At 69.5% G+C, this 19,186-nt stretch carries 19 protein-coding genes and 1 pseudogene; 4 read left to right on the top strand and 16 right to left on the bottom strand.

What is annotated here, in order from left to right; translation table 11 throughout:
* Positions 1-269: 269 nt before the first annotated feature.
* From SLP03_RS15965 to SLP03_RS15945, 5 genes are read right to left on the bottom strand one after another with little or no spacing between them, the layout of a single operon-like run.
* Positions 270-1,751: a bifunctional 3-(3-hydroxy-phenyl)propionate/3-hydroxycinnamic acid hydroxylase gene (locus SLP03_RS15965; RefSeq protein WP_319461380.1), complete on the bottom strand. Its 1,482-nt coding sequence runs from the start codon at positions 1,749-1,751 to the stop codon at positions 270-272.
* Entirely contained in the window at positions 1,748-2,104 is a 357-nt protein-coding gene (locus tag SLP03_RS15960) for a DoxX family protein (RefSeq protein WP_319461379.1), read from the bottom strand. Before SLP03_RS15960 ends, SLP03_RS15965 begins: the two co-directional genes overlap by 4 nt.
* Complete coding sequence (locus SLP03_RS15955; protein WP_319461378.1) at positions 2,101-3,984, bottom strand: acyl-CoA synthetase; 1,884 nt, start codon at positions 3,982-3,984, stop codon at positions 2,101-2,103. Before SLP03_RS15955 ends, SLP03_RS15960 begins: the two co-directional genes overlap by 4 nt.
* Positions 3,981-4,919 carry a fumarylacetoacetate hydrolase family protein gene (locus SLP03_RS15950; RefSeq protein WP_319461377.1) on the bottom strand — a complete coding sequence of 313 codons (939 nt, stop codon included), beginning with the start codon at positions 4,917-4,919 and terminating at the stop codon, positions 3,981-3,983. The genes SLP03_RS15955 and SLP03_RS15950 overlap by 4 nt, the downstream gene beginning before the upstream one ends.
* Positions 4,916-6,049 (bottom strand): VOC family protein, encoded by a 1,134-nt coding sequence (locus tag SLP03_RS15945; RefSeq protein WP_319461376.1) that lies wholly within the window; start codon positions 6,047-6,049, stop codon positions 4,916-4,918. The genes SLP03_RS15950 and SLP03_RS15945 overlap by 4 nt, the downstream gene beginning before the upstream one ends.
* A gap of 142 nt (positions 6,050-6,191) precedes the next feature.
* On the opposite strand from SLP03_RS15945, the gene SLP03_RS15940 reads away from it, so the two are divergent.
* On the top strand, positions 6,192-6,839 hold the full coding sequence (locus SLP03_RS15940) for a TetR/AcrR family transcriptional regulator (protein ID WP_319461375.1): 648 nt from the start codon (positions 6,192-6,194) through the stop codon (positions 6,837-6,839).
* A gap of 39 nt (positions 6,840-6,878) precedes the next feature.
* Here the strand turns inward: SLP03_RS15940 and SLP03_RS15935 are convergent, their stop codons facing one another.
* Positions 6,879-8,042, bottom strand: coding sequence for an FUSC family protein (locus tag SLP03_RS15935; RefSeq protein ID WP_319461374.1), 1,164 nt, complete (start codon positions 8,040-8,042; stop codon positions 6,879-6,881).
* Positions 8,043-8,318: 276 nt separating this feature from the next.
* Here SLP03_RS15935 and SLP03_RS15930 point away from each other — a divergent pair, with 276 nt between their 5' ends.
* On the top strand, positions 8,319-9,281 hold the full coding sequence (locus tag SLP03_RS15930) for an IS30 family transposase (protein WP_319461373.1): 963 nt from the start codon (positions 8,319-8,321) through the stop codon (positions 9,279-9,281).
* Positions 9,282-9,324: 43 nt separating this feature from the next.
* On the opposite strand, the gene SLP03_RS15925 is transcribed toward SLP03_RS15930, so the two are convergent.
* The 4 genes from SLP03_RS15925 to SLP03_RS15910 form a co-directional block, all read right to left on the bottom strand.
* Positions 9,325-10,509: a low temperature requirement protein A gene (locus SLP03_RS15925; RefSeq protein ID WP_319461372.1), complete on the bottom strand. Its 1,185-nt coding sequence runs from the start codon at positions 10,507-10,509 to the stop codon at positions 9,325-9,327.
* Between the two features lie 284 nt (positions 10,510-10,793).
* A complete protein-coding gene (locus SLP03_RS15920) occupies positions 10,794-11,978 on the bottom strand; it encodes a low temperature requirement protein A (RefSeq protein WP_319461371.1) in 1,185 nt (394 codons plus the stop codon).
* A gap of 239 nt (positions 11,979-12,217) precedes the next feature.
* The gene (locus SLP03_RS15915; protein WP_319461370.1) at positions 12,218-13,402 is read right to left on the bottom strand and encodes an AI-2E family transporter; all 1,185 of its coding nucleotides are present in this window, start codon (positions 13,400-13,402) and stop codon (positions 12,218-12,220) included.
* 92 nt (positions 13,403-13,494) lie between these two features.
* Positions 13,495-14,448, bottom strand: coding sequence for a patatin-like phospholipase family protein (locus tag SLP03_RS15910; RefSeq protein ID WP_319461369.1), 954 nt, complete (start codon positions 14,446-14,448; stop codon positions 13,495-13,497).
* A gap of 258 nt (positions 14,449-14,706) precedes the next feature.
* On the opposite strand from SLP03_RS15910, the pseudogene SLP03_RS15905 reads away from it, so the two are divergent.
* Positions 14,707-14,922: pseudogene (locus SLP03_RS15905) on the top strand (transposase); the annotation flags it as partial.
* Between the two features lie 176 nt (positions 14,923-15,098).
* On the opposite strand, the gene SLP03_RS15900 reads toward SLP03_RS15905, so the two are convergent.
* Genes SLP03_RS15900 through SLP03_RS15890 form a run of 3 tightly spaced genes read right to left on the bottom strand, consistent with a single transcriptional unit; the run spans position 15,099 to position 17,159 of the window.
* Positions 15,099-15,374, bottom strand: a complete 276-nt coding sequence (locus SLP03_RS15900) for a tyrosine-type recombinase/integrase (RefSeq protein WP_319461368.1) — start codon at positions 15,372-15,374, stop codon at positions 15,099-15,101.
* Positions 15,375-15,396: 22 nt separating this feature from the next.
* On the bottom strand, positions 15,397-16,227 hold the full coding sequence (locus tag SLP03_RS15895) for an ABC transporter permease (protein WP_319461367.1): 831 nt from the start codon (positions 16,225-16,227) through the stop codon (positions 15,397-15,399).
* Positions 16,224-17,159 carry an ABC transporter ATP-binding protein gene (locus tag SLP03_RS15890; RefSeq protein WP_319461366.1) on the bottom strand — a complete coding sequence of 312 codons (936 nt, stop codon included), beginning with the start codon at positions 17,157-17,159 and terminating at the stop codon, positions 16,224-16,226. The genes SLP03_RS15895 and SLP03_RS15890 overlap by 4 nt, the downstream gene beginning before the upstream one ends.
* Positions 17,160-17,576: 417 nt before the next feature.
* Between SLP03_RS15890 and SLP03_RS15885 the strand changes: the two genes are divergently transcribed.
* A complete protein-coding gene (locus tag SLP03_RS15885) occupies positions 17,577-17,705 on the top strand; it encodes a hypothetical protein (protein ID WP_319461365.1) in 129 nt (42 codons plus the stop codon).
* 224 nt (positions 17,706-17,929) lie between these two features.
* Here the strand turns inward: SLP03_RS15885 and SLP03_RS15880 are convergent, their stop codons facing one another.
* The 3 genes from SLP03_RS15880 to SLP03_RS15870 form a co-directional block, all read right to left on the bottom strand.
* Positions 17,930-18,151 (bottom strand): hypothetical protein, encoded by a 222-nt coding sequence (locus tag SLP03_RS15880; RefSeq protein WP_319461364.1) that lies wholly within the window; start codon positions 18,149-18,151, stop codon positions 17,930-17,932.
* Positions 18,148-18,582, bottom strand: a complete 435-nt coding sequence (locus tag SLP03_RS15875) for a hypothetical protein (protein WP_319461363.1) — start codon at positions 18,580-18,582, stop codon at positions 18,148-18,150. The genes SLP03_RS15880 and SLP03_RS15875 overlap by 4 nt, the downstream gene beginning before the upstream one ends.
* A 438-nt stretch (positions 18,583-19,020) precedes the next feature.
* A complete protein-coding gene (locus SLP03_RS15870) occupies positions 19,021-19,179 on the bottom strand; it encodes a transposase (RefSeq protein ID WP_413644531.1) in 159 nt (52 codons plus the stop codon).
* Positions 19,180-19,186 lie beyond the last annotated feature (7 nt).

Here is a 19,186-nt window from a genome sequence, read left to right as displayed (position 1 = left end):
TGGAGTTCCTCGCCGCCCGACGGACGCACCCAACGGCCCACCCGACGCGGCGCGGCCCTGCTCCGCGCGCTCGCCCTCGCCGACACCCAACCCGCCGGCGCCGAACCGAGCACCGCCGTAGAAACGGCCACCACCACGCTTATCGCGCTCAATCAACTGCCCCGCGCGTCCGCGGACAGCGAAGCGGCTGGACCCGGCTGGAACGCTTCGCCGTCACCATGGCCCACCCGACCATCACGGAATGCGAGCGGCGGATACGGCGGTGTGAGTCAGTGACAGGCGGGCGGCTGGCGGCCGGCACTGAGGACGGTGCCGTCGGGACGGACGATCGCCACGCGCGCCCCACCTGTCCTCAGCCATTGGTGTAGCTCGCTGCCGGGTTTCGCAGTGATGAGAACTGCTCCACGCCGTTCGATGTCGGCTCGTTGGGTGGGGGACGGCTCGTGAGATGTGACGATCGCGAATCGGCCGGCGGCCACGTCGTCGAATCGGCGATCGCCGTCGACGGTCGCGTTCGGGCACAGTCGGCCCGCGAGGGTGCGGCGCAGGCGTGGCCGTTTCACCAGGTCGGACCGGTGCAGCGGGGGTGTCTGGCTGTCGGTGGCCAGTTCCTTGAGGCCGGGTACGAGGTGCAGCCGCGGCGCCACCGCGCGGCGGATGACGTCGCCGACTCTGCCGCCGGCCGTCATCGCGGTGCCGATCATCTTCGCCAGCTTGATCATGGCGCGGGCGTGGTGCTTGCGTTCGATCTCGTAGGTGTCGAGCACGGTCTCGGGCAGGGTCCCGTCGAGCACGCCGGCGAGTTTCCAGGCGAGGTTCATCCCGTCGCGCAGCCCGGCACACATGCCCTGACCGATGAACGGTGGGGTGAGGTGGGCGGCGTCGCCGAGCAGGAACACCCGCCGGTCGCGCCAGCGGTCGGCGACCTGCGCGCGGAAGGTGTACTCCGCCGCACGGATGATCTCCAGCTCCGCGACGGGGATGTTCCCGGTCCACCGCGCGATCAACGGATGCAGCTGGGCCATGTCGCGGAAGTCGTCCGCGGTTTCACCCGGCGTCAGCTGGAACTCCCACCGGTAGCGGGTCTTCCCGATCCGCATGTACGTGCCGGCGCGGGCCGGGTCGGAGAGCTGGTGCACCCCTTCCCACTGGCCGAGGTCGACCTCGGTGACCACATCGATGACGAGCCAGCGTTGCGTGAACCCGAGGTCGTGCATGGTGGCGCCGATCGAGGCCCTGGTCAGGCTGTTGGCGCCGTCGCAACCGAGGACGTACGCCGCGCGGACGACATCGTGCTCGCCCGTGGCCGTGTCGGTAACGTCGATCCGTACGCCGCCGGCGTCCTGGGTCAGCGCGGTGACCTCGGTGTTGCCGCGAAGGGTGACGGTGTCGTACTGCTTGAGATTCTGACGGAGGATCGCCTCCAGTTCCGGCTGGTCGAACATGCTCCCCGGGGGGTAGCCGTGCCGGCCCTCCGCCATGTCGCGTTGGAACTCGGCGAGCACCCGCATGTTTCGGTCGAGGAGACGCAGACCCCGGTGGGGCCTGGAGATGGCGGCGAACTCGTCCCGCAGCCCGAGGCGCGCCAGGATGCGGTGGACCTCGTCGTCGAGGGCGACGGCCCGGGGCTGGGGATAGAACGAATCCCACCGCTCGAGAACCAGGCACTCGACGCCGTACTGGGCGAGCAGCGTCGCGGCGGTGAGCCCGGTGGGGCCGGCGCCGACGATCACCACCGGAACCACTGTCATCGCGCCGCCAGCAGCTGAAGAACGAGGTAGGTGGCGACCAGGAGCCCGCAGACGACAGCCGGGGCATACTTTCGCGGGCCGTCTCCCTTACGCAGGTGTGCGACGACGGCTCCGCCGAGTAGGAGCAGCAGCCCAGCCCCGGCGAGAACGCCGATCAGCGGCTGGAACAGGCCGATGAACAGTCCGATCGCCGCGGCGACCTCGAGCAGGCCGATCCGGCGATAGGCGGCGACGGAGAAACCGGCCTCCACGGCCAGCTCCCGCATCGGTTGCAAAGCTCGGATCTTGGCCGTGCCCAGGGCGAGGAAGACCAGCGCGAGCAGCACCGCGAGGATGGACGCAGCGAGCGTCATGACATGACCACCAATCGCCATTCGATGGCATACCGGCCCAGGATCGTCTTGACGGCCTCCTCGTGGGCAGAGGGATGAATCGTTACCGTGGCCACGATGGAGCTGCCCTCGATCGCGGCTTCGATGTCCTGTACTCCGGGGATCTGGTCGAGCGCGGCACGGAGTTCCGCGCGGGCGGCGTCCTTGCGCAGGGCGAGTTTGTAGAGCTTGCCGACGGCGGTGACGGGCAGTTCGTCGAGGATCGTCACGGTCTTGGGCGCGGCGGTGCGGTCGGGCACTCGGTTGCTTGCCCAGTCGCGCAGGTCGTCCTCCGTCACGGTGGCGCCGGGCGCCAGGGTGACGTAGGCGACGGGTACCTCGCCGGCGTGGACGTCGGGGCGCCCGACCGCGCTGGCCGCGGTGACGTGCGGGTGGGCCAGCAGAGTGTCCTCGATGATCGCGGGGTCGATGTTGTGTCCGCCGCGGATGATGAGGTCCTTGGCCCGGCCGGCGAGGTAGACGAAGCCGTCCTCGTCGAGGCGGGCGAGGTCGCCGGTGTCCAGCCAGCCGTCGACCACCTTGCCAAGGCCGTCCAGGACGTGGCCGTTCTCGTCCCGGTCGATGACGTAGCCGGGGAAGACCGTCGGGCCGCTGATGGCCAGCACGCCCGTCTCGCCGACGGGTCGGTCTTCCCACGTGCCGTCCGTGGCGACGACCCGCACCCGCTGGTAGGGCAGGCGCTGCCCGACCGAGCCCGGCCGCGACGCGTCGGGGAAGGTACGCGCGCTCGCGCACGTCGCCTCGGTAAGCCCGTAGCCCTCGACCAGGGTTATCCCGGTGTGGGCCTGGAAGTTGTCCCGGACCGCGGCGGGCAGGGGCGAGGCCCCCACCATCGGAAACCGCAGGCTGCTGATGTCGGCGTCGATCGGGACCTGCGCCAGTACGGCGTACACGGTGGGCACCGCGCTCATGGCGGCGATCCGGTAGTGCTCGACGATCTTCCAGAACGCGCCGAACAGCGCGGGGTCGCGGTAGCCGAGCGGACCGGCCCACACCACAGCCTGCCCCTTGAACAGCGGCGCGAGCAGGGTGACCACGAGTGCGTTGACGTGGAACAGCGGGAGGGCCGCGAAGACCACGGTCTCCTCGTCGAACAGGGAGCTGGCGGCCAGCATCCACGCGTCGGCGACCTCGCTGGCGTGCGTGTGCGCGGCCAGCTTCGGCGCGCCGGTCGTGCCGCCGGTGTGGAACATCGCGGCCAGGTCGGAGGGCCGGGGTAGGGCACCGTCGAAGGTGGCCGGATTCATGGGCGCCGCGAGTTCGCCGAGGTAGCCGACGCGTACACCGTCGATGGCCGGCAGCGGCTGGGGCGCGTCCGCCGCCCCGGTGGGCCGGAGCACGAGGATCGCGTCGAGCAGGCCGCCCCGGGCGAGCGCCTGCGCGGTGTCCCACGTGTCCGGCGCGAGTTCGGGCCCGGCCGTGACCAGCACGCGGGCACCGGAGCGCCGGAGGAGCTCGGCGAGGTGCGGCCGGGACAGTCCGCCGCCCAGGGGCGCCGCGATCCCGGCGAGCTGCGCGGCCAGCGTCGCGGTGATCAGCTCGGCGCAGTTGGGTGACATCAGGGCGACCGCGTCACCCCGCCGGACGCCGAGGTCGTGGAGCAGGTTCGCGTACCGGTGGACATCCGCCAGGAGTTCGGCGAAGGTGCGGCGCAGCGGCTCGCGCCAGCCAGCGGCGTCGGGCAGGACGGTGATGGCCGTGCGGTCCGGCCAGTGCGTCGCCGCCCGCGCGAGCAGCGCGTAGGTCGATTCGGGCAGGCCCCGCGCCTCGAGCGGCACGGCCTCGATCGCGGCGAGGTCGGTGGGCGTGGCGTAGTCCGGCCACAGCCGGTCGTCGGTCATTGGGCGTACCTCACGACCGTGCGCTGCCGGCCCAGGTCGATCGCGCCGTCGTCGGTGGCGATGGTGGCCTCGACGACGTCGCCGTCCTTGAGGTACTTGGGGTTCCGGGCCTGGCCCTTGAAGAACATCTTCCACTTCACCGCGGGCGGCAGCAGCGAGGCGATGATCTCGACCGGCTTCGGCGGCGCGCTCAGGGCCGTCCCGACGGGCGTGCCCGTCAGCAGCAGGTCGCCGGGGTCGACCCGCTGGAAGCGGGTCAGCGCCTGCAGCGCCTGGGCCGGGCGGTAGATCATGTCGGCGACGGTCATGTCCTGCCGGAGCTCGCCGTTGACCCACAGCTTCAGCCGGAGGTCGATGAACCGCTTGAGCTCTTCGGCGTCGAGCAGCACCAGCGCGGGGCCGACCGGGGTGAAGGTCGGGTAGGACTTGCCCTCGTAGAACTGGGTCTTGGGCAGCTGCACGTCGCGTGCCGAGATGTCGTTGGTGACCACCAGGCCCGCGACGTAGTCGGCGAGGTTGTCGTCGGTGACGGTCGTGCCGACCGGCATCTCGCGGCCGAAGACCAGGCCGATCTCCACCTCGTAGTCGAGCAGCCGCACGTGGGCGGGGCGGACCACGTCGGCGAACGGCCCACTGATCGAGCCCGAGGTCTTGCGGAAGAAGGTCAAGGGGACGGTTGCGGGATCTCCGCCGCTGTCCTTGACGTGCGAGGCGAAGTTCGTCATCTGGGCGACGACGCGGCAGGGCGCCGTCACCGGGGAGACCAGCGCAAGGTCATCCACCGGAACGGTGTCGCTGCTCGTCGCGGCCGCGACGATCGCCGGCCGGTCGGCCAGCAGCTCGGCGGTGGTGGTGGCGCTGGTGTGCACCTTGGCGGCGCCGGTGGGGGTGAGCACCCACCAGGCGTCGGCGGTGCGCAGGACGGAGGTGGTCATGAAGTGAACGCTTTCATCAGGCCGCGGAGGCGGTGGAGGTCGAATTCGTTTTCCTCGCGCAGCGCGCTGATGACCGCGCGCAGCTCGCGAAGCGATTCCCGGCCGGGTCTCATGCCGAGAAAATCCTTGGTGGCGGGCGGACCCCACTGGGCGAGCCCCGAGGCGCTCATCGGTGCCCAGCCCGGCTCGAGCGTGCAGTCGAACAGGTCGCCATCGGTGAAGTGCTCGACCAGGAAGTCGTCCGGGTCACGCCAGTAGTCGAAGATCTGGCTGCCCTGGATGTGCCGGCCGATCCCCCAGGACCGCTGGTAGCCCCCGTCGAGCAGGTACTCCCCGCCGGCGGCGAGCGAGTCGAGGTCGGAGACCTGGTAGGCCGAGTGCACGTACCGGTTGGCCGGGCCGAGCGTCATGGCGAGCGTGTGGTGGTCGGTGGCCGTGCTGCCGCGGTCGCAGCGAATGAAGCTCATGGTCGGGCCGCGCTCGCGCTGCCCCTGGTGGTAGAGGAAGTCGCTGACGATCAGACCCAGGTGCTCGAGATACCAGTTGAGCGTCTCCAGGTACCTCGTCGTCTGCAGCACGACGTGGCCGAGCCGCTGCACCTTGGCCGGCTCCCGCGGCGGCCGCTGGGTGGCGTTCACCCGCGCCACGTCGTGCCCGACGTTGAACGTCAGGGGCTGCTGCGTGGGCAGCGCGGGGAGCTCGTGCGTGTCCGCGACCACGCGTACCCGCGCCCCGCTCGGGTCGACCAGGTCCACCGTCACCCCGCCCAGGCTCTCCGGCAGGCTGGCCATGGTCCGTCCGGTCGCGTCCGCGAGCCGCAGCACGTCGTTCGGCTCGGCGGCCATGAACGCGGGGCCGATGAACCGGGACCGGGGGCCCCGGCGGATGAGCACGCAGGGGGATCCGGGGTCGGCGCCCCGCAGGTGCAGCTCGTCCTGCGTACGCAGCGAGGTCGTGAAGCCGAAGGCCCGGGCGAAGACCTCGGCCCGCTCCAGATCCGGCTTCTGGAACTCCAGCCAGGCCAGGTCGTGCACCTTGACGATCGGGTTGCGCGCCCGCCCGGGGTGCTCGCCCGGCAACGCACCCTGCTCGCTGTGCAGGCCGGTGTGTGGGTCGTGCCGGTCGATCATGTCACGCTCCTTTCCAGGTGATGACGAAATCGTCACTTACGAGAGTAGCGTCAGTCAAGACCGGCTGACGATTCCGTCAACTCTGAAGCCCGCCAGGATTAAAGTGGGCGCAGACCGACCTGGGAGAGGTGAACAAGTAGGCATGGCGCAACAGACCCGGCACGCCCCTAACCGCCTGGAACGGCGGAAGGCGCACACCCGATCGGCGCTCGTTCGCGCGGCCCAGACCTTCATCGCGGCTGGCAAGCAGAACGTCCCGATCCTCGAGCTCACCCAGGCCGCGGACGTGGGGATGGGGTCGTTCTACAACCACTTCGACAGCAGGGAGCAGCTCTACCAGGCCGCGGTGGAGGACGCCCTCGAGCGCTACGGCGCCCTGCTCGACGAGCTGACCGTGGGCCTGGACGACCCGGCCCACGTCTTCGCGCAGAGCTTCCGGCTGACCGGACGCCTCCATCGCCGGAGTCCCGAGCTGAGCAAGGTCCTGCTCAGCAACGGCCTGGCCCTGGCCGGTTCCGACAAGGGACTCGCGCCGCGAGCCCTGCGCGACATCGAAGACGGCGTCCGTGCCGGGCGGTTCAGCGTTCGCGACCCCGAGTTGGCGATGGTGATTATTGCCGGCGCCGCGCTGGTTCTCGGGCAACTGCTGCACGACCACCCCGAGCGCGACGACGCCGCTGCAACCGACCGGGTCACCGAGGACCTGCTGCGCACGCTCGGTCTACCGCCCGACGATGCGCACGAGATCTGCCTGCGGCCCTTACCCGCGCTCGACGGTGTCCGCCCGTAAGACCATTGTCCATCCGCCCGAGCGGGCCGCCGGCCGATCCTAGGCAGTGGCCGCCTCGCGCACCATCCGGTTGGCCGTCTCCGGCTCATACCCGGTCGCCCGGAGCAGGTCACTCGCCATGGTGCGTAGCTGGATCACCACGGCGTCCGAGAAGGGCTTGAGGCCCCTGTGGTACGCCTGGCCGGCCAGGCGCGCCCCGTCCAACACCGCGTTGCGGGTCTGGTCGAACGGCCCACCCTCCCGCGCCTCCCGCCTCAGCAACTGGATCGCCTCGGCGAGCCTATCCACGGCGCCGGGGAGTTCCTCCGGGACCGGCTCGTCGTATTGCAACGTGGTCGCGGCCCAGCGGGCCAGCGCCCGGCACCCGAGGGTCACCCGATCGATGTGCTGGATGCCGCGCCGGTAGTGCTTGACATCGATTCGGCGTTGCCAGCGTAGCGGCGCGATCGTCGTTACCTCCTCGGCGCCAGCCAGGGCCTCGTGCAGCCGGGCGAGGTCGGGTTCCATTCCGCTCAACTGGTCCAGCGCCCGTGTCGCGCGGTCCGGGTCACGCCGGGCGAGTGCGTGTGCAACCTCTCGAAGCTGCGTGTGGAGGGTCGCGGCGACCGGTGCGACAGCCCGCTCGAGAATGCGCATCGGGTTGATCGGTATCAGCAACGCCACTACCGCCAGCCCGATGGCGCCGCCCACTCCCGCGTCGATGATCCGCGCCCATTCGAGGCCCTGCTGCACGTGGGAGAACGTGGCGATCAGCACAGCGGTACTGCCCGCCTGAGCGACCAGCGCACCGCTGCGCCCGGTCATCAACAGGGCGACGGCGATGGCCAGCATTACCACCAGGCCGATCTGCCAGGGCCCGAACCCGAGGGAGCGGATGAGAAGATCACTGACGAGCAGGCCCAGCCCGACGCCGAGCATCATCTCGACGGTACGTAAGGCGCGCTGCCCGAGGGCGGCGACGATCGTGCCGACGGCCGCGCTGGGCGCGAAGATCGGTGCGGGGCGACCCAGGACGTCGTGCGCCAGCCCCCAGGACAACGTGGCGGCAAGCCCACATTGAGCTGCTACGAACAGAATGATCGTGAACAGGCGCAGCCTCAGCCGGCCTGCTTCGCCACCGTGACGCCGGGCCTTCGCCGCCAGGTCCTTGGCGTGTCCGGCAGCGGCGTTGGGGCGAAGCAGGTCTCCCCGCTCAGCAGCCATGGCGGGGGTTACCCCGCCCGGCCCTCACAAACCCGGCGATCCGTTCTCCTCCCTGTCGAGCTTCCTGTCGAGGCGATTCGGTTGCCCCCGCTCCCATGGCTACCCGCTCGGCGAAGCCGGGCAGCTTACGGGCGTTGCGACCCCGCTCAGACCACCCACGATGCCGGCCGCGAGCCGTTGCGGCAGCACCAGGACAGGGCAGGTTCAGCCGGTCGTAGCATTTGATCTTGATGGTTCGGTGGGACAGGATGTTCCGCCGTGCGCGCAATATTGGCCTTGGCTGACCGTGAAGAGATATCCCGTGGCTTGGCCGAAGGCCTGGAGTACAAGCAGATCGGGGTGCTGATCAGCCGGGATCCGTCGGTGGTGTCGCGGGAGGTCGCCCGGCACGGTGGCCGGGCCGGGTACCGGGCCGCGGCGGCCGACGCGGCGGCGGCGGTCGCCCGGTGCAGGCCGAAGACGTGGGCGGTCGAGCGGGCGCCGGGCCTGCGGGAGGTGGTACGCGAGCGGCTGCGGCTGGGCTGGTCACCGGCGTCGATCGCGGGTCGGCTGGCGTTCGACTACCCCGACGATCAGGCTTACCGGGTGTCTCACGAGGCGATCTACCAGTGGGTGTACGCCCAGCCGGTGTCCACTCTGGCGCGGGAGTTGATCCGGCTGCGTACCGGCCGCACGGCCCGGCGTGGCGGTGCCCGTCCGGCGCCGGCGCCGCGGATCCGTGAGCCGCGCTACCTGGACGAACGCCCCGCCGAGGTCGAGGGCCGGCAGGTCCCCGGGCACTGGGAAGGCGACCTGGTCATCGGCAAGGGCGGGAAGACGGCGGTGGCGACGCTGGTCGAGCGCACCTCGCGGTTCGTGGTCCTGGTCCCGCTGACCGGCCGGGACGCGTTGACCGTCGGCGACGCGATCATCGCCGCCGCCGGGACGCTACCGCCGCAGCTGGCCCGGTCGTTGACCTGGGACTGCGGGTCCGAGATGGCCGGCCACGCGAGGATCACCGCCGCCGGACTGCCGGTGTACTTCGCCCGCCCGCACTCACCCTGGCAACGCGGCAGCAACGAGAACGCCAACCGGATCCTGCGGGAGTACTTCCCCAAGGGCGTCCCGATCACCTCCGACCCCAAATATCTGGCGATGGTGGCTTCCGAGATCAACGACCGACCGCGTAAGATCCACGATTGGAAGAAGCCCTCCGAGATATTCACCGAACTCGTCGAGGCAAATGCTTCCACCGACTGAACTCGCCCAGTTGACCGCTGGATCTCTGCCCGCTCGCGATCGTTCAACCGGGTGGTGACGGCTGCTCGGATGGGAATCGTCGGGTACGGGCCGCGTCGGCTACGGCGACGCCGGCCAGGATGAGGGCGGCGGTGGTGGCTACCGCGAGCGGCGGTGCCGGCCGCATTGCTGGGGTGAGGGCGACCAGGGCGAGTGCGCCGATCAGGCGGGTTGGGGACACGCGGCCGAACACCGCGTACTCGAAGGTGGCTCGTCCGGCGAGGAACAGGGCGGGTCCGGCGAGGATGACGGCGATCCAGGCCGGGTCCGGGTGTCCGAGCGGGTGGGTGATGACGAGTTCGTCGCCGACGGCGATGGTGACGATGCCGGCGATCATGATCACGTGGGAGTAGACCGTCAGGACAGCAACGCGGAGTCGTTTGGGGGCCGCTGTGATGGCGCCGGCTATCAGTGCTCCGGCGCGGTGGATGTAGATGCGCCACAGCAGTGCCGTGGTGGCGAACGCGAGGAGGGTCGCTGCGCTGCGGGCAGCGCCGAACGCGCCGTTTGCGAATGCCAGTCCGGTCACCAGGATCGGCTCGCCGAGCGCGATGATGAAGAACTGCCGGAACCGCTCGGCCACGTGTTCTTCGGAGACCACGACCTCGAGTCGGCGCTCGCCGCTGCGGCCCAGCCGCGGCGTGGGGAAGCCGATTGCGATCCCCACGAACTCCACGGCCGCCGCCGTCATCCACAGCGCTCCCCGCACCCAGCCGGACAGGAAAGCCCCCGCGATCCAGAGCACCGCAGACACGCCGACCCAGACCAGTAGCCGCACCGCGTTGCGCTGCCCCTCGTGGCCCCGCAACAGAAGGATCGCGACAGCGAAGATACCAAGCCGGACGACGACGTACACACCTGCGAAGACCAGGCCCCGCCGGCCGAACGCCTCGGGCGCCGCAGCCGCCAGCACGAGCGTGCCGAACATGATCGACATGACCACCAGCTGGATCAGCGGATGTCGCGGGTCGAACGTGTCCGTAAACCTCGTGGCAGCGATCCAGACAAACAACACGGCGAACAGCAACACCAGTGTCTGGAACGCGCCAGTCCAGCTCGGATGCTTAAGCAGCTCCTGCGAGAGCCGGAAGAACGCCAGGACGAACACCAGGTCCAAGAACAGTTCCAGGAATCCCGCCCGCCCCTGCCCGGGCCTTCGTAGCAGCTTGCTCGCCCCGCCCGTCGTCATCGGCCGCCCGTTTCTGCCGTTTCTGCCCGTCTTAACCGTAGTCGTACCATGCCGTAGGGCCTTGAACGTTGCTGACGTAGGCGCTGCCCGCAACGACTGCTGTGTGGCCCTAAGTTGCGCCGGCGTGCGGTGCGGCTGTATCGAGAGGCCGACCCCGGGGCCGTAGGAGGTCGAAGACCGCGGGCTGCTGTCGGAGATCATCGACCTCCACGACCGGTCCGGGCAGACGTACGGCAGGGCCGCGCACGCGACGCTGCGTCGGCGCGGCATTTCTGGTCAAAGCACTAGCCGGGTGGTGACGGCCGCTCGGATGGAAGTCTTCGAGTGCGGAGCATGTCGGCTACGGCGACGCCGGCCAGGATGAGGGCGGCGGTGGTGGCTACCGCGAGCGGCGGTGCCGGCTTCATTGCTGGGGTGAGGGCGACCAGGGCGAGTGCGCCGATCACGCGGGGGGCGGACACGCGGCCGAACACCGCGTACTCGAAGGTGGCTCGTCCGGCGAGGAACAGGGCGGGTCCGGCGAGGATGACGGCGATCCAGGCCGGGTCCGGGTGTCCGAGCGGGTGGGTGATGAGGAGTTCATCGCCGACGGCGATGGTGACGATGCCGGCGATCATGATCACGTGGGAGTAGATCGTCAGGACAGCAAGGCGGCGTGGGTTGGGGGCCATTGTCATGGCGCCGGCCAGCAGTTCTCCGGCGCGGTGGATGTAGATGCGCCACAGCAGTGCCGTGGTGGCGAACGCCAGTAGGGCCCCGGCGCTGCGGTCAGCCCCGAACTCGCCGCTTCCGAATGTCAGTCCGGTCACCAGGATCGGCTCGCCGAGCGCGATGATGAAGAACTGCTGGTACCGCTCGGCCGTGTGCTCCTCGGAGACCACGACCTCGAGTCGACGCTCGCCGCTGCGGCCCAGTCGCGGCGTGGGGAAGCCGATTGCGATCCCCGCGTACTCCATGACCGCCGCCGTTATCCACAACGCTCCACGCACCCAGCCGGCCAGGAGCCCACCCGCGATCCATGGCACCGTAGCCATGCCGACCCAGAACAGTAGCCGCACCGCGCTGGGCTGTGCCTCGTGGCCACGCAAAAAGAAGATGGCGACAGCCAGGCCACCAAGCCGGACGGTGAGGTACGCACCTGCGAAGACCAAGCCCTTGCGGCCGAACGCCTCAGGCGTCGCAGCCGCCATCACGAGGGTGCCGAACATGATGGGCATGGTCAGCAGCTGTACCAGCGGATGCTGCGGGTCGAACGCGTCCAGCAACCTCGCCGTAGAGACCCAAACCGCCAACACAGGGAGCAGCAACACCAGTGTCTGGAACGCGCCAGTCCAGCTCAGATGCTCCAGCAGCTCCTGCGAGAGCCGGACGAATGCGAGGACGAACACCAGGTCGAAGAACAGTTCCAGGAATGCCGGCCGCCCCTGCTCAGGTCTTCGCAGCAGTACCCCCAACTTACCCGCCGTCATCGGTCGCCCGCTTCTGCCGTTTATGCCCGTCTTAACCGTAGTCGGACCATGCCGTTGGCCTCGAACGTTGCCGACATGGCCGCCGCACAACGACTACTGCCCGGGGCCGCCCCTTCCTGCCCACCCACCCGGAGGCCACCAGACCGCGCCCGCTCGGTCCGGGTCAAACCTCAAGCGGGGCGCTCCACCTGGACCGGGCGGGCGCGCTTGAGGTGGCGGCACGCCGCCGGTCAGCCCCGTTATTCGCCGGCCGGTGGCCGGTCCCGGTCGCCAGGTGCCGGCTGCCAGCCGTCGCGTCGTCCTCCGGGTGGTCGCCCGCCGGCTGGTCCGGGCCACCCTGACCGAGGCCGCTCAGACGGTGCAGGTCCCCCCGTGCGGTCTGCGGGGCCGGCCTCGGCTGGCACGGAGCCGGCCTGCCTGTCGGCGGGCACGAACTCACGCAGCAAAATTCGCGCGATGCCGGCGGCCGGGATGGCCAGCAGGGCTCCCAGGAGGCCGCCCAGCTCCGCGGCGAGCAGCACGCTGACCAGCACTGTCAGCGGGTTGAGCTGGACCGCGTGGGACATGATGACCGGCTGCAGCAGGTGGTTCTCGACCTGCTGGTAGACCACGAAGAAGACCAGCACGACGACCCCGGCGGTGGGCGAGTGCAGGAAGCCCGCGCCGCCCGCGACGATGGCGCCGAGGGTCGCCCCCACCAGCGGGATCAGGTCGGCGATGGCGACCAACAGGGCGATCACGGCGGCGAACGGCACGCCGGTGACCGCGAGCACCACGAAGGTCGCCAGGCCACAGATGAGGCTGATCAGGAGGTTTCCGCTCAGGTAGCCGGTGATGGTGCGCGCCGACTCCCGGCCGATGCGGCGCAGCCGCTCGGCCCGGGCGCCGCCGGCCAGGGCCAGCGTCCCGGCGGTGATCCGCGGCCCCTGCACCACCATCAGGTACGCCAGCACCACCACCGTCAGCACTCCGGCGACGCCCTGAACCGTCCCGCGGACCAGCCCGACCGTCGACCGGCCGAGCTTGCCGCCGAAGCGCTGGAACTGGTCGGCGTGGGCCTCGGCGTACTGCCGCAGGTGGAACCGCTCCAGCAGTTCGCCGACCGGTCCTCGCCCGGCCCGAGCCTCGCGCAACAGGTCCGGCGCCCGGTCGATGAACCGGGCCAGCTCGTCCAGCAGGGGCACCACGATGAGCACGCCGAGCGCGGCGAGCGCCACGAAGCTGGCCACGAACACGACCAGCGTGGCCGCCGCCCGACGCCGAACGAGCCGTCGCTGCACCCGATCCACCAGCGGATTCAGGGCCACCGCGAAGAACGCGGCGACCACCACCCACATCAGCACCCGCCGGGTCTCCCACACCAACGCCAGCCCGACCAGGGTGGCGAGGACCAGACCGATGACGATCAGCGTCCGGCGGGCCATAGACCGATCGTCGGCGTCGCTCACCGGGCGCGGCTACCCGCTAGGAAAAAGGAGAAACCCGGCGGAAGTAGTCTCGATGTCTGGGGGCGCCGTCAGGCGAACGGGCTCGACGCGAGGGCATCGAGCGCTGCCCGTCGGCCGACTTCGATCATGTCGGTCGCCCTGTGGAAGTCGTACGTCCGGACGGCGTTCGTCGGTATCTCGATCAGCAGGTCCGGCGGGTAGCCGGCCAACCGGTAGCGGATTAGAAGATCCCGTACGGCCTCCAATGACAGGCTCATGACGTCGGATACGCGCAGGTCGGCGGGGAGTTGGCCAAGTGGCCCGTCGTCGGTGGTGATGGTTTCCGCGGAGGCGTCCGCCGCTGGGCTGCCGTCACCAGATGCGCCGCCGCGGGAGATCACCCGGTCGACGAATCCGGCGGGGCCCCGCGGGTGGTCCCGCCACCCTTGTCCTGGCGGGTCGGCCGATTCCCGGACAGCTGCCTCAGGGTGGGAGTCGGCGCGGTCTGCCCTGAGGGACACGGCGACGACCGCGTCGGCCGGCATGAAGGTGGTCGGCGCCATCGGTAGCGGCTCCATCAGGCCACCGTCGGCGAGGAGTCGGCCGTTGATCATGACCGGCGTGATGGCGGGTGGCAGTGCGATGGAGGCGCGCGCCGCGATGTCCACCGGACCGTGCTGAAACCACACGGCTCGGCCGGCCCACAGGTCGGTCGCTACCGCCGTGAAGGGCACTGGCAGCTGTTCGATGCGTACGCCGTCGAGTAGCTCCCTGACCCGGGCCATGAGCTTCTCGGCCCGGATCGCGCCGGGCGCGCCGACCTTCGGATCGAGCAGGCGCAGCACGTCGCGTTGGCCGATGGTGCGTACCCAGTCGGCGTAGGTGTCGAGCTTGCCCGCTGCGTACAGCCCCCCGACGAGGGCACCCATGGAAGAGCCAGCGATCCCAACGATGTCGAACCCACGCTCCTCAAGGACCTGGATCACCCCGATGTGCGCATAGCCGCGCGCCCCGCCTGCGCCGAGTGCCACCGCGATCCGCACGTCACCACCGTCCACTGCTCCGACCCAGGTTGGGCGACGCTTCGATGTCGAGGAGGTCGAGCCGCAGCTGCTTGGCAGGTCGGGCAGGCTCAAAGACACACCCGTCGCTGCTGACACTCAATCACGAAACGGAGGACCGATACCCGACCTCGGGACTTCCACGACAGATCAGTCTCGAGGTGAGCCCAGGGACTGTGGATCTAACGGTGTTTCCGGCCTGACCCGCCAGGCGTTGTGCCTGGTGAGGAGGGTGCCGTGATGACCGCGACACTGAACGATGTGACCGCGAGGAAGACCAAGGCCAAGGCCGATCAGTCGGCGGAGGCGAAGGCCGCCGCCGAGCTGGTCCGGTTGGCCAAGGAACAGGGCCTGTCTTTGACGGGGCCGGATGGGCTGCTCAGGCAGTTGACCAAGACGGTCCTGGAGACCGCGTTGAAAGAGGAGATGACCGAGCACCTGGGTTATGAGAAGCACCAGGTCCAACAGACACTCATCCCCGGTCCAAGAGGCTGGCCGCGCGGATCGCAGCGGCAGGTAGATCAGGCTCGGGGGAGCGGGATGGAAGAAGTGGCATGCGCTCAATGGCCCGCAACTGCGCCCAACCGGGCTGAACTGCACTCAACTGCACCGGCCCCTACCTGCGATCTCCACTACGCCTCAGCGTCGAAGATCCGGTCCATGGCGACCGCGCCGCTGAGGAGCACCGGCCGGAGTTGGTGCCGGTAGACGCTCTCGGTGACGGTCGTGCCGGAGTGGCCGCAGAGGTCGGCAATCTGCTCGATGCTCACGCCGCTGTCCGACAGCAGGGACACAAAGCTGTGCCGCAGCTCGCGTGGGGTCCACTCGCACGGGTCAAGGCCCGATCTGGCCATCCCGCCGTGCGTGGACTTCCTCGGCGCCGGCTGGCGGAGCGGCCAGTAGGCCACCCGCCAGCCGGGCCACGCTCAGCTATGCGTCACGCGTGCGGAACAGGACGGCCGCCACGATGAGCAGCAGCGCTGTCCAGCCAGCGAAAACGCCAAGGCCCTGCCACGGGCCCAGCAGGTCGTCCGGGGCCCGCTGCGCCTGCAGGATGAGCTGACCCGCGTTGGTCGGCATCCACGCGTTGATGTGATGACCCCAGCTGTCCGGCAGCAGCCCGGTCAGGTTCGACACGATCAGGACCAGCCCGAGCACCGCGGTGATGGCGCCCGCGGTGTGCCGCAGGATCGCGCCGAAGGCCAGGGAGAACAGGCCGAGCACGGCGAGGTAGAGTCCGGCGCCGATCACCGACCGGGTGACGCCCGGGTCGCCGAGGTGGACCGGGATGTGCGCGGCGATGAGCTGACGGCCGATGAAGAAAGCGGCGAAGCTGAGCAGTTCGCCGACGACGAGCATGAGGATCGCGAACACCGCGATCTTCGCGGTCAGCACCGTCAGCCGTCGCGGCTGTGCCTGCAGGGTGGACCGGATCATGCCCGTGGTGTATTCGGCGGAGATCACCATGACCCCGAGCACGGCGACCACCAGCTGACTGACGAACACCGGCCGGGCCAGGATGATCTCCAGCGGGTGGCGGAGCAGGTCGGCCTGCTCGCGGGGCTCAAACCGTCCCCACCGGTGCATGGTCGCCCAGGCGATCAGCGACATCAGGCCGATGGAGATCCCGGCCATGGCCACCAGCGACCAGATCGTGGAGCGGACGGTGCGGATCTTGGTCCACTCGGAGCGCAACGCCCCGCCGAGCCCGGCCTTGCGGGTCGCGGGCGGCAGTGCCACGGGCAGCGTCAGCGCGGTCATGCTCGGTTCTCCTCCTTGTCGGCACCCCGGACGGCGGCGTGGTACTCCACGCTGTCCCGGGTGAGTTCCATGAATGCCTGCTCCAGCGACGCCTGCAGTGGCGACAGTTCGTGCAGTCGTACGCCGTTGTCGAAGGCGAGGTCGCCGATCCGGTCCAGGGCCAGTTCGGTGACCAGCAGGCGTCCCTCGCCGTCCGTGGCGGGCTTCCCGCCTGCGCCCACGACCAGTTCGGCCAGCCGCGTGGCGTCCGGGGTCCGCACCCGGACCGCCAGCTCGGAGTTCTGGTCGATGAACTCCTGGACCGTGCAGTCCGCGATCATGCGACCGCGACCGATGACCAGCAGGTGGTCGGCGGTGCTTTCCATCTCCGACATGAGGTGGCTGGAGACGAAGACGGTCCGGCCCTCGGCGGCCAGCATCTTCATCAGGTTCCTGATCCAGAGGATGCCTTCGGGGTCCAGCCCGTTGACCGGCTCGTCGAAGATCAGGATCTTCGGGTCACCGAGCAGCGCGCTCGCGATGCCGAGCCGCTGTCCCATCCCGAGCGAGAACCCCCTGGCCCGCTTCCGGGCCACCTCGGTGAGGCCGACCAGCTCCAGGACCTCGTCGACGCGACGTTTCGGCAGGTTGTTGCTCTGCGCCAGGCAGAGCAGGTGGTTGTACGCGCTGCGCCCGCCGTGGATGGCCTTGGCGTCCAACAGGGCGCCGACCTCCCGCATCGGGTTGTCCAGTCGGCCGAACGGCTGCCCGTTCACGGTCACCCGGCCGGCGCTCGGGGCGTCCAGACCGAGGATCATCCGCATCGTCGTGGACTTACCGGCTCCGTTGGGACCGAGGAACCCGGTCACCTGCCCGGGCCGCACGGTGAACGAGAGCTGATCCACCGCCAGCCGGTCGCCGTATCTCTTCGTGAGGCCGACAGCCTCGATCATAGGGGCATCCTCTCGGATTTTCGGGTCGCGCGACGTACGGCGCTGACCTGCAGAAAGGCGCACCGCCTGGTGCATCCGCCCCGGACTCTACGGTCCCCAACCTGAGAGGTTGCTTAGCCAAGATCTTCCGCCTCGGCTTCCTGTGCGCGGTCGGCTGCTGCGACGACGGGTTCTGGCAGGTCATCGAGATGGGCAGCAGCAGCGGCACGTCGCGGATGTGCGTCGGCTGCGCCCGGAAGTACGAGGAGCTGACCCCCGGCCAGGTGTGGGCGCCGCGCGTTCCCCCGGCCCACGGAACCCTGGTCCACCCGGGGATCCTCGGTGACGAGCCCTGCGACAACGTCATGGGGCTGACCGGCCACGCAGACCGCGAGTGGCTGCTCGGAGAACGAGCACGTCGAGCAGCTCGTCTCCCTGGTGGGCCACCACCGCCTCGACCTCTCCGGGTCGATCAGCGATGTGCTGCCGCTGTCCGAGGCGCCCCGGGGCGTCGAACGGCTTGTGAAGAAGGAAGGCAGCCCGATTCGGCTGATCCTCAAGCCCTGACACCTACTGCGGGTCGTGAGGTTCTCGCCTCCTGCCCCGCGGTCCACGCTGGCATGCCGGCAGGGTGGGTGACCCTGCGAGTCACCCGGCCGATGGAGGAGCCAGCGCAGGCCGTCCGACGGTGAAGCCGCCGTCGCGCCACAGTCGGTAGACGGCGACGGCGGCATCAGGAGTCGACTGCAGCCGTTATCCGGGTGCCAGTTGTAGTTCGTCATGAACGACGATCATGGATTTGTGGTCGACGTCGCCCCTCGGACACGAACCATTACCCCACGGTGCGCGCTGAGATCCACTTCAGCGCGCACCGTTTGCGTTTCCGGCTGGTAGGTGAGCCGGAGGCCGAGTTGCCGGTAGACCTCGGCCTTGTCGGCGGGGTCGGCGTCGCGGAGCACGGTAGCGATGTCACCGAGCGCCTGTACCAGGTCATTGATCTCGGATCGGCTCATCCGGCGCGGGCTGTTGCCCGACTGCGCGTGGAGATCGGCTTCAGCGCGAGCGCGTTCGCCTGGGTTTGAGAGATCCAGTCGGTCACCACCGCGGGGTCCGCTCCGGCGTCGAGGGCGGCGCGGTAGCGCTCTAGCTCGGCGTCGCACTCGGTGATGATCGCCTGAGCCGCCGTGGCGAGCGCGGGCGGTTGGTCCAGTGGCTGGGCATCGGCCATCGCGGTGATGGTCTGTGCGATGCGGTGGGGTGTGAAGGCGGAGGCCAGCCAGGTGTCGAGCGGGTCGGTGAGGGCGTCCTCCCGCAGGTACACGTTGCTGGGATGTGCGACCTGGTTGGCGAGGGCGTATTCCTGCGGGAAGTGATGTGCCCTGGGTTTGGTGGAGTTGGTTTGGTTGACTTCTCGCGCTGCAAGATCGCCGAGGAGACCATGCATGCCGAAGCCGTATCCGGCCCGACCTGCCGTGCGGTAGCCCGCCAGCGCAACGCCACCTGCCGGCCGTCGCTGACGAGCGACACGATCTGGCAATGGCTGTCGGCCCAGGTTGCCGCATTGGCGTCATCCGATGCCTGCAGGTCTGCGACAGGTCGGCCCGCCCGCCGTGATCGAACTTGTCAGCGAAGGACCGCCCCAGCTCGTCGGTGCGGTCACCGTTCCAGACGCACCACCAGGTCGCGTATGAGTCGCTCCACGGTCATGATCGCGGATGCTACAACAACAGCGACCGTCTTCCATGACCTGCTGCCAGTGTCATCACCTCGCTGGGGCTGTCGACAATCGCCACGGTCGGGCGCTTCAAGCACGCGTTCCTGAACTTCTGCGGGGTGCATTCTGCCGGGCGGCACCCGGTCGGACTCATCGGGCTCAGCGAAGTTAGTGGGGGTTGAGGTGTCCGCGGCTTTTCCGGGTGGTTGCGCAGCGTGTTCGTAGGCGTTGGTTGATGGGGTTGCGGAAGCCGTAGGCGTTGCGGGCGACGGTTTTGATGACTCGGTTGGTGCCTTCGGATCCGGCGTTGGTGATTCCGGTGCGGATGAACGCC

The sequence above is a fragment of the Micromonospora sp. RTP1Z1 genome (genome assembly GCF_033804685.1).
Classification (GTDB): Bacteria; Actinomycetota; Actinomycetes; order Mycobacteriales; family Micromonosporaceae; genus Micromonospora.
Note: the sequence above shows the minus strand (reverse complement) of the source record. Positions and strands in the feature narration are given on the sequence as shown.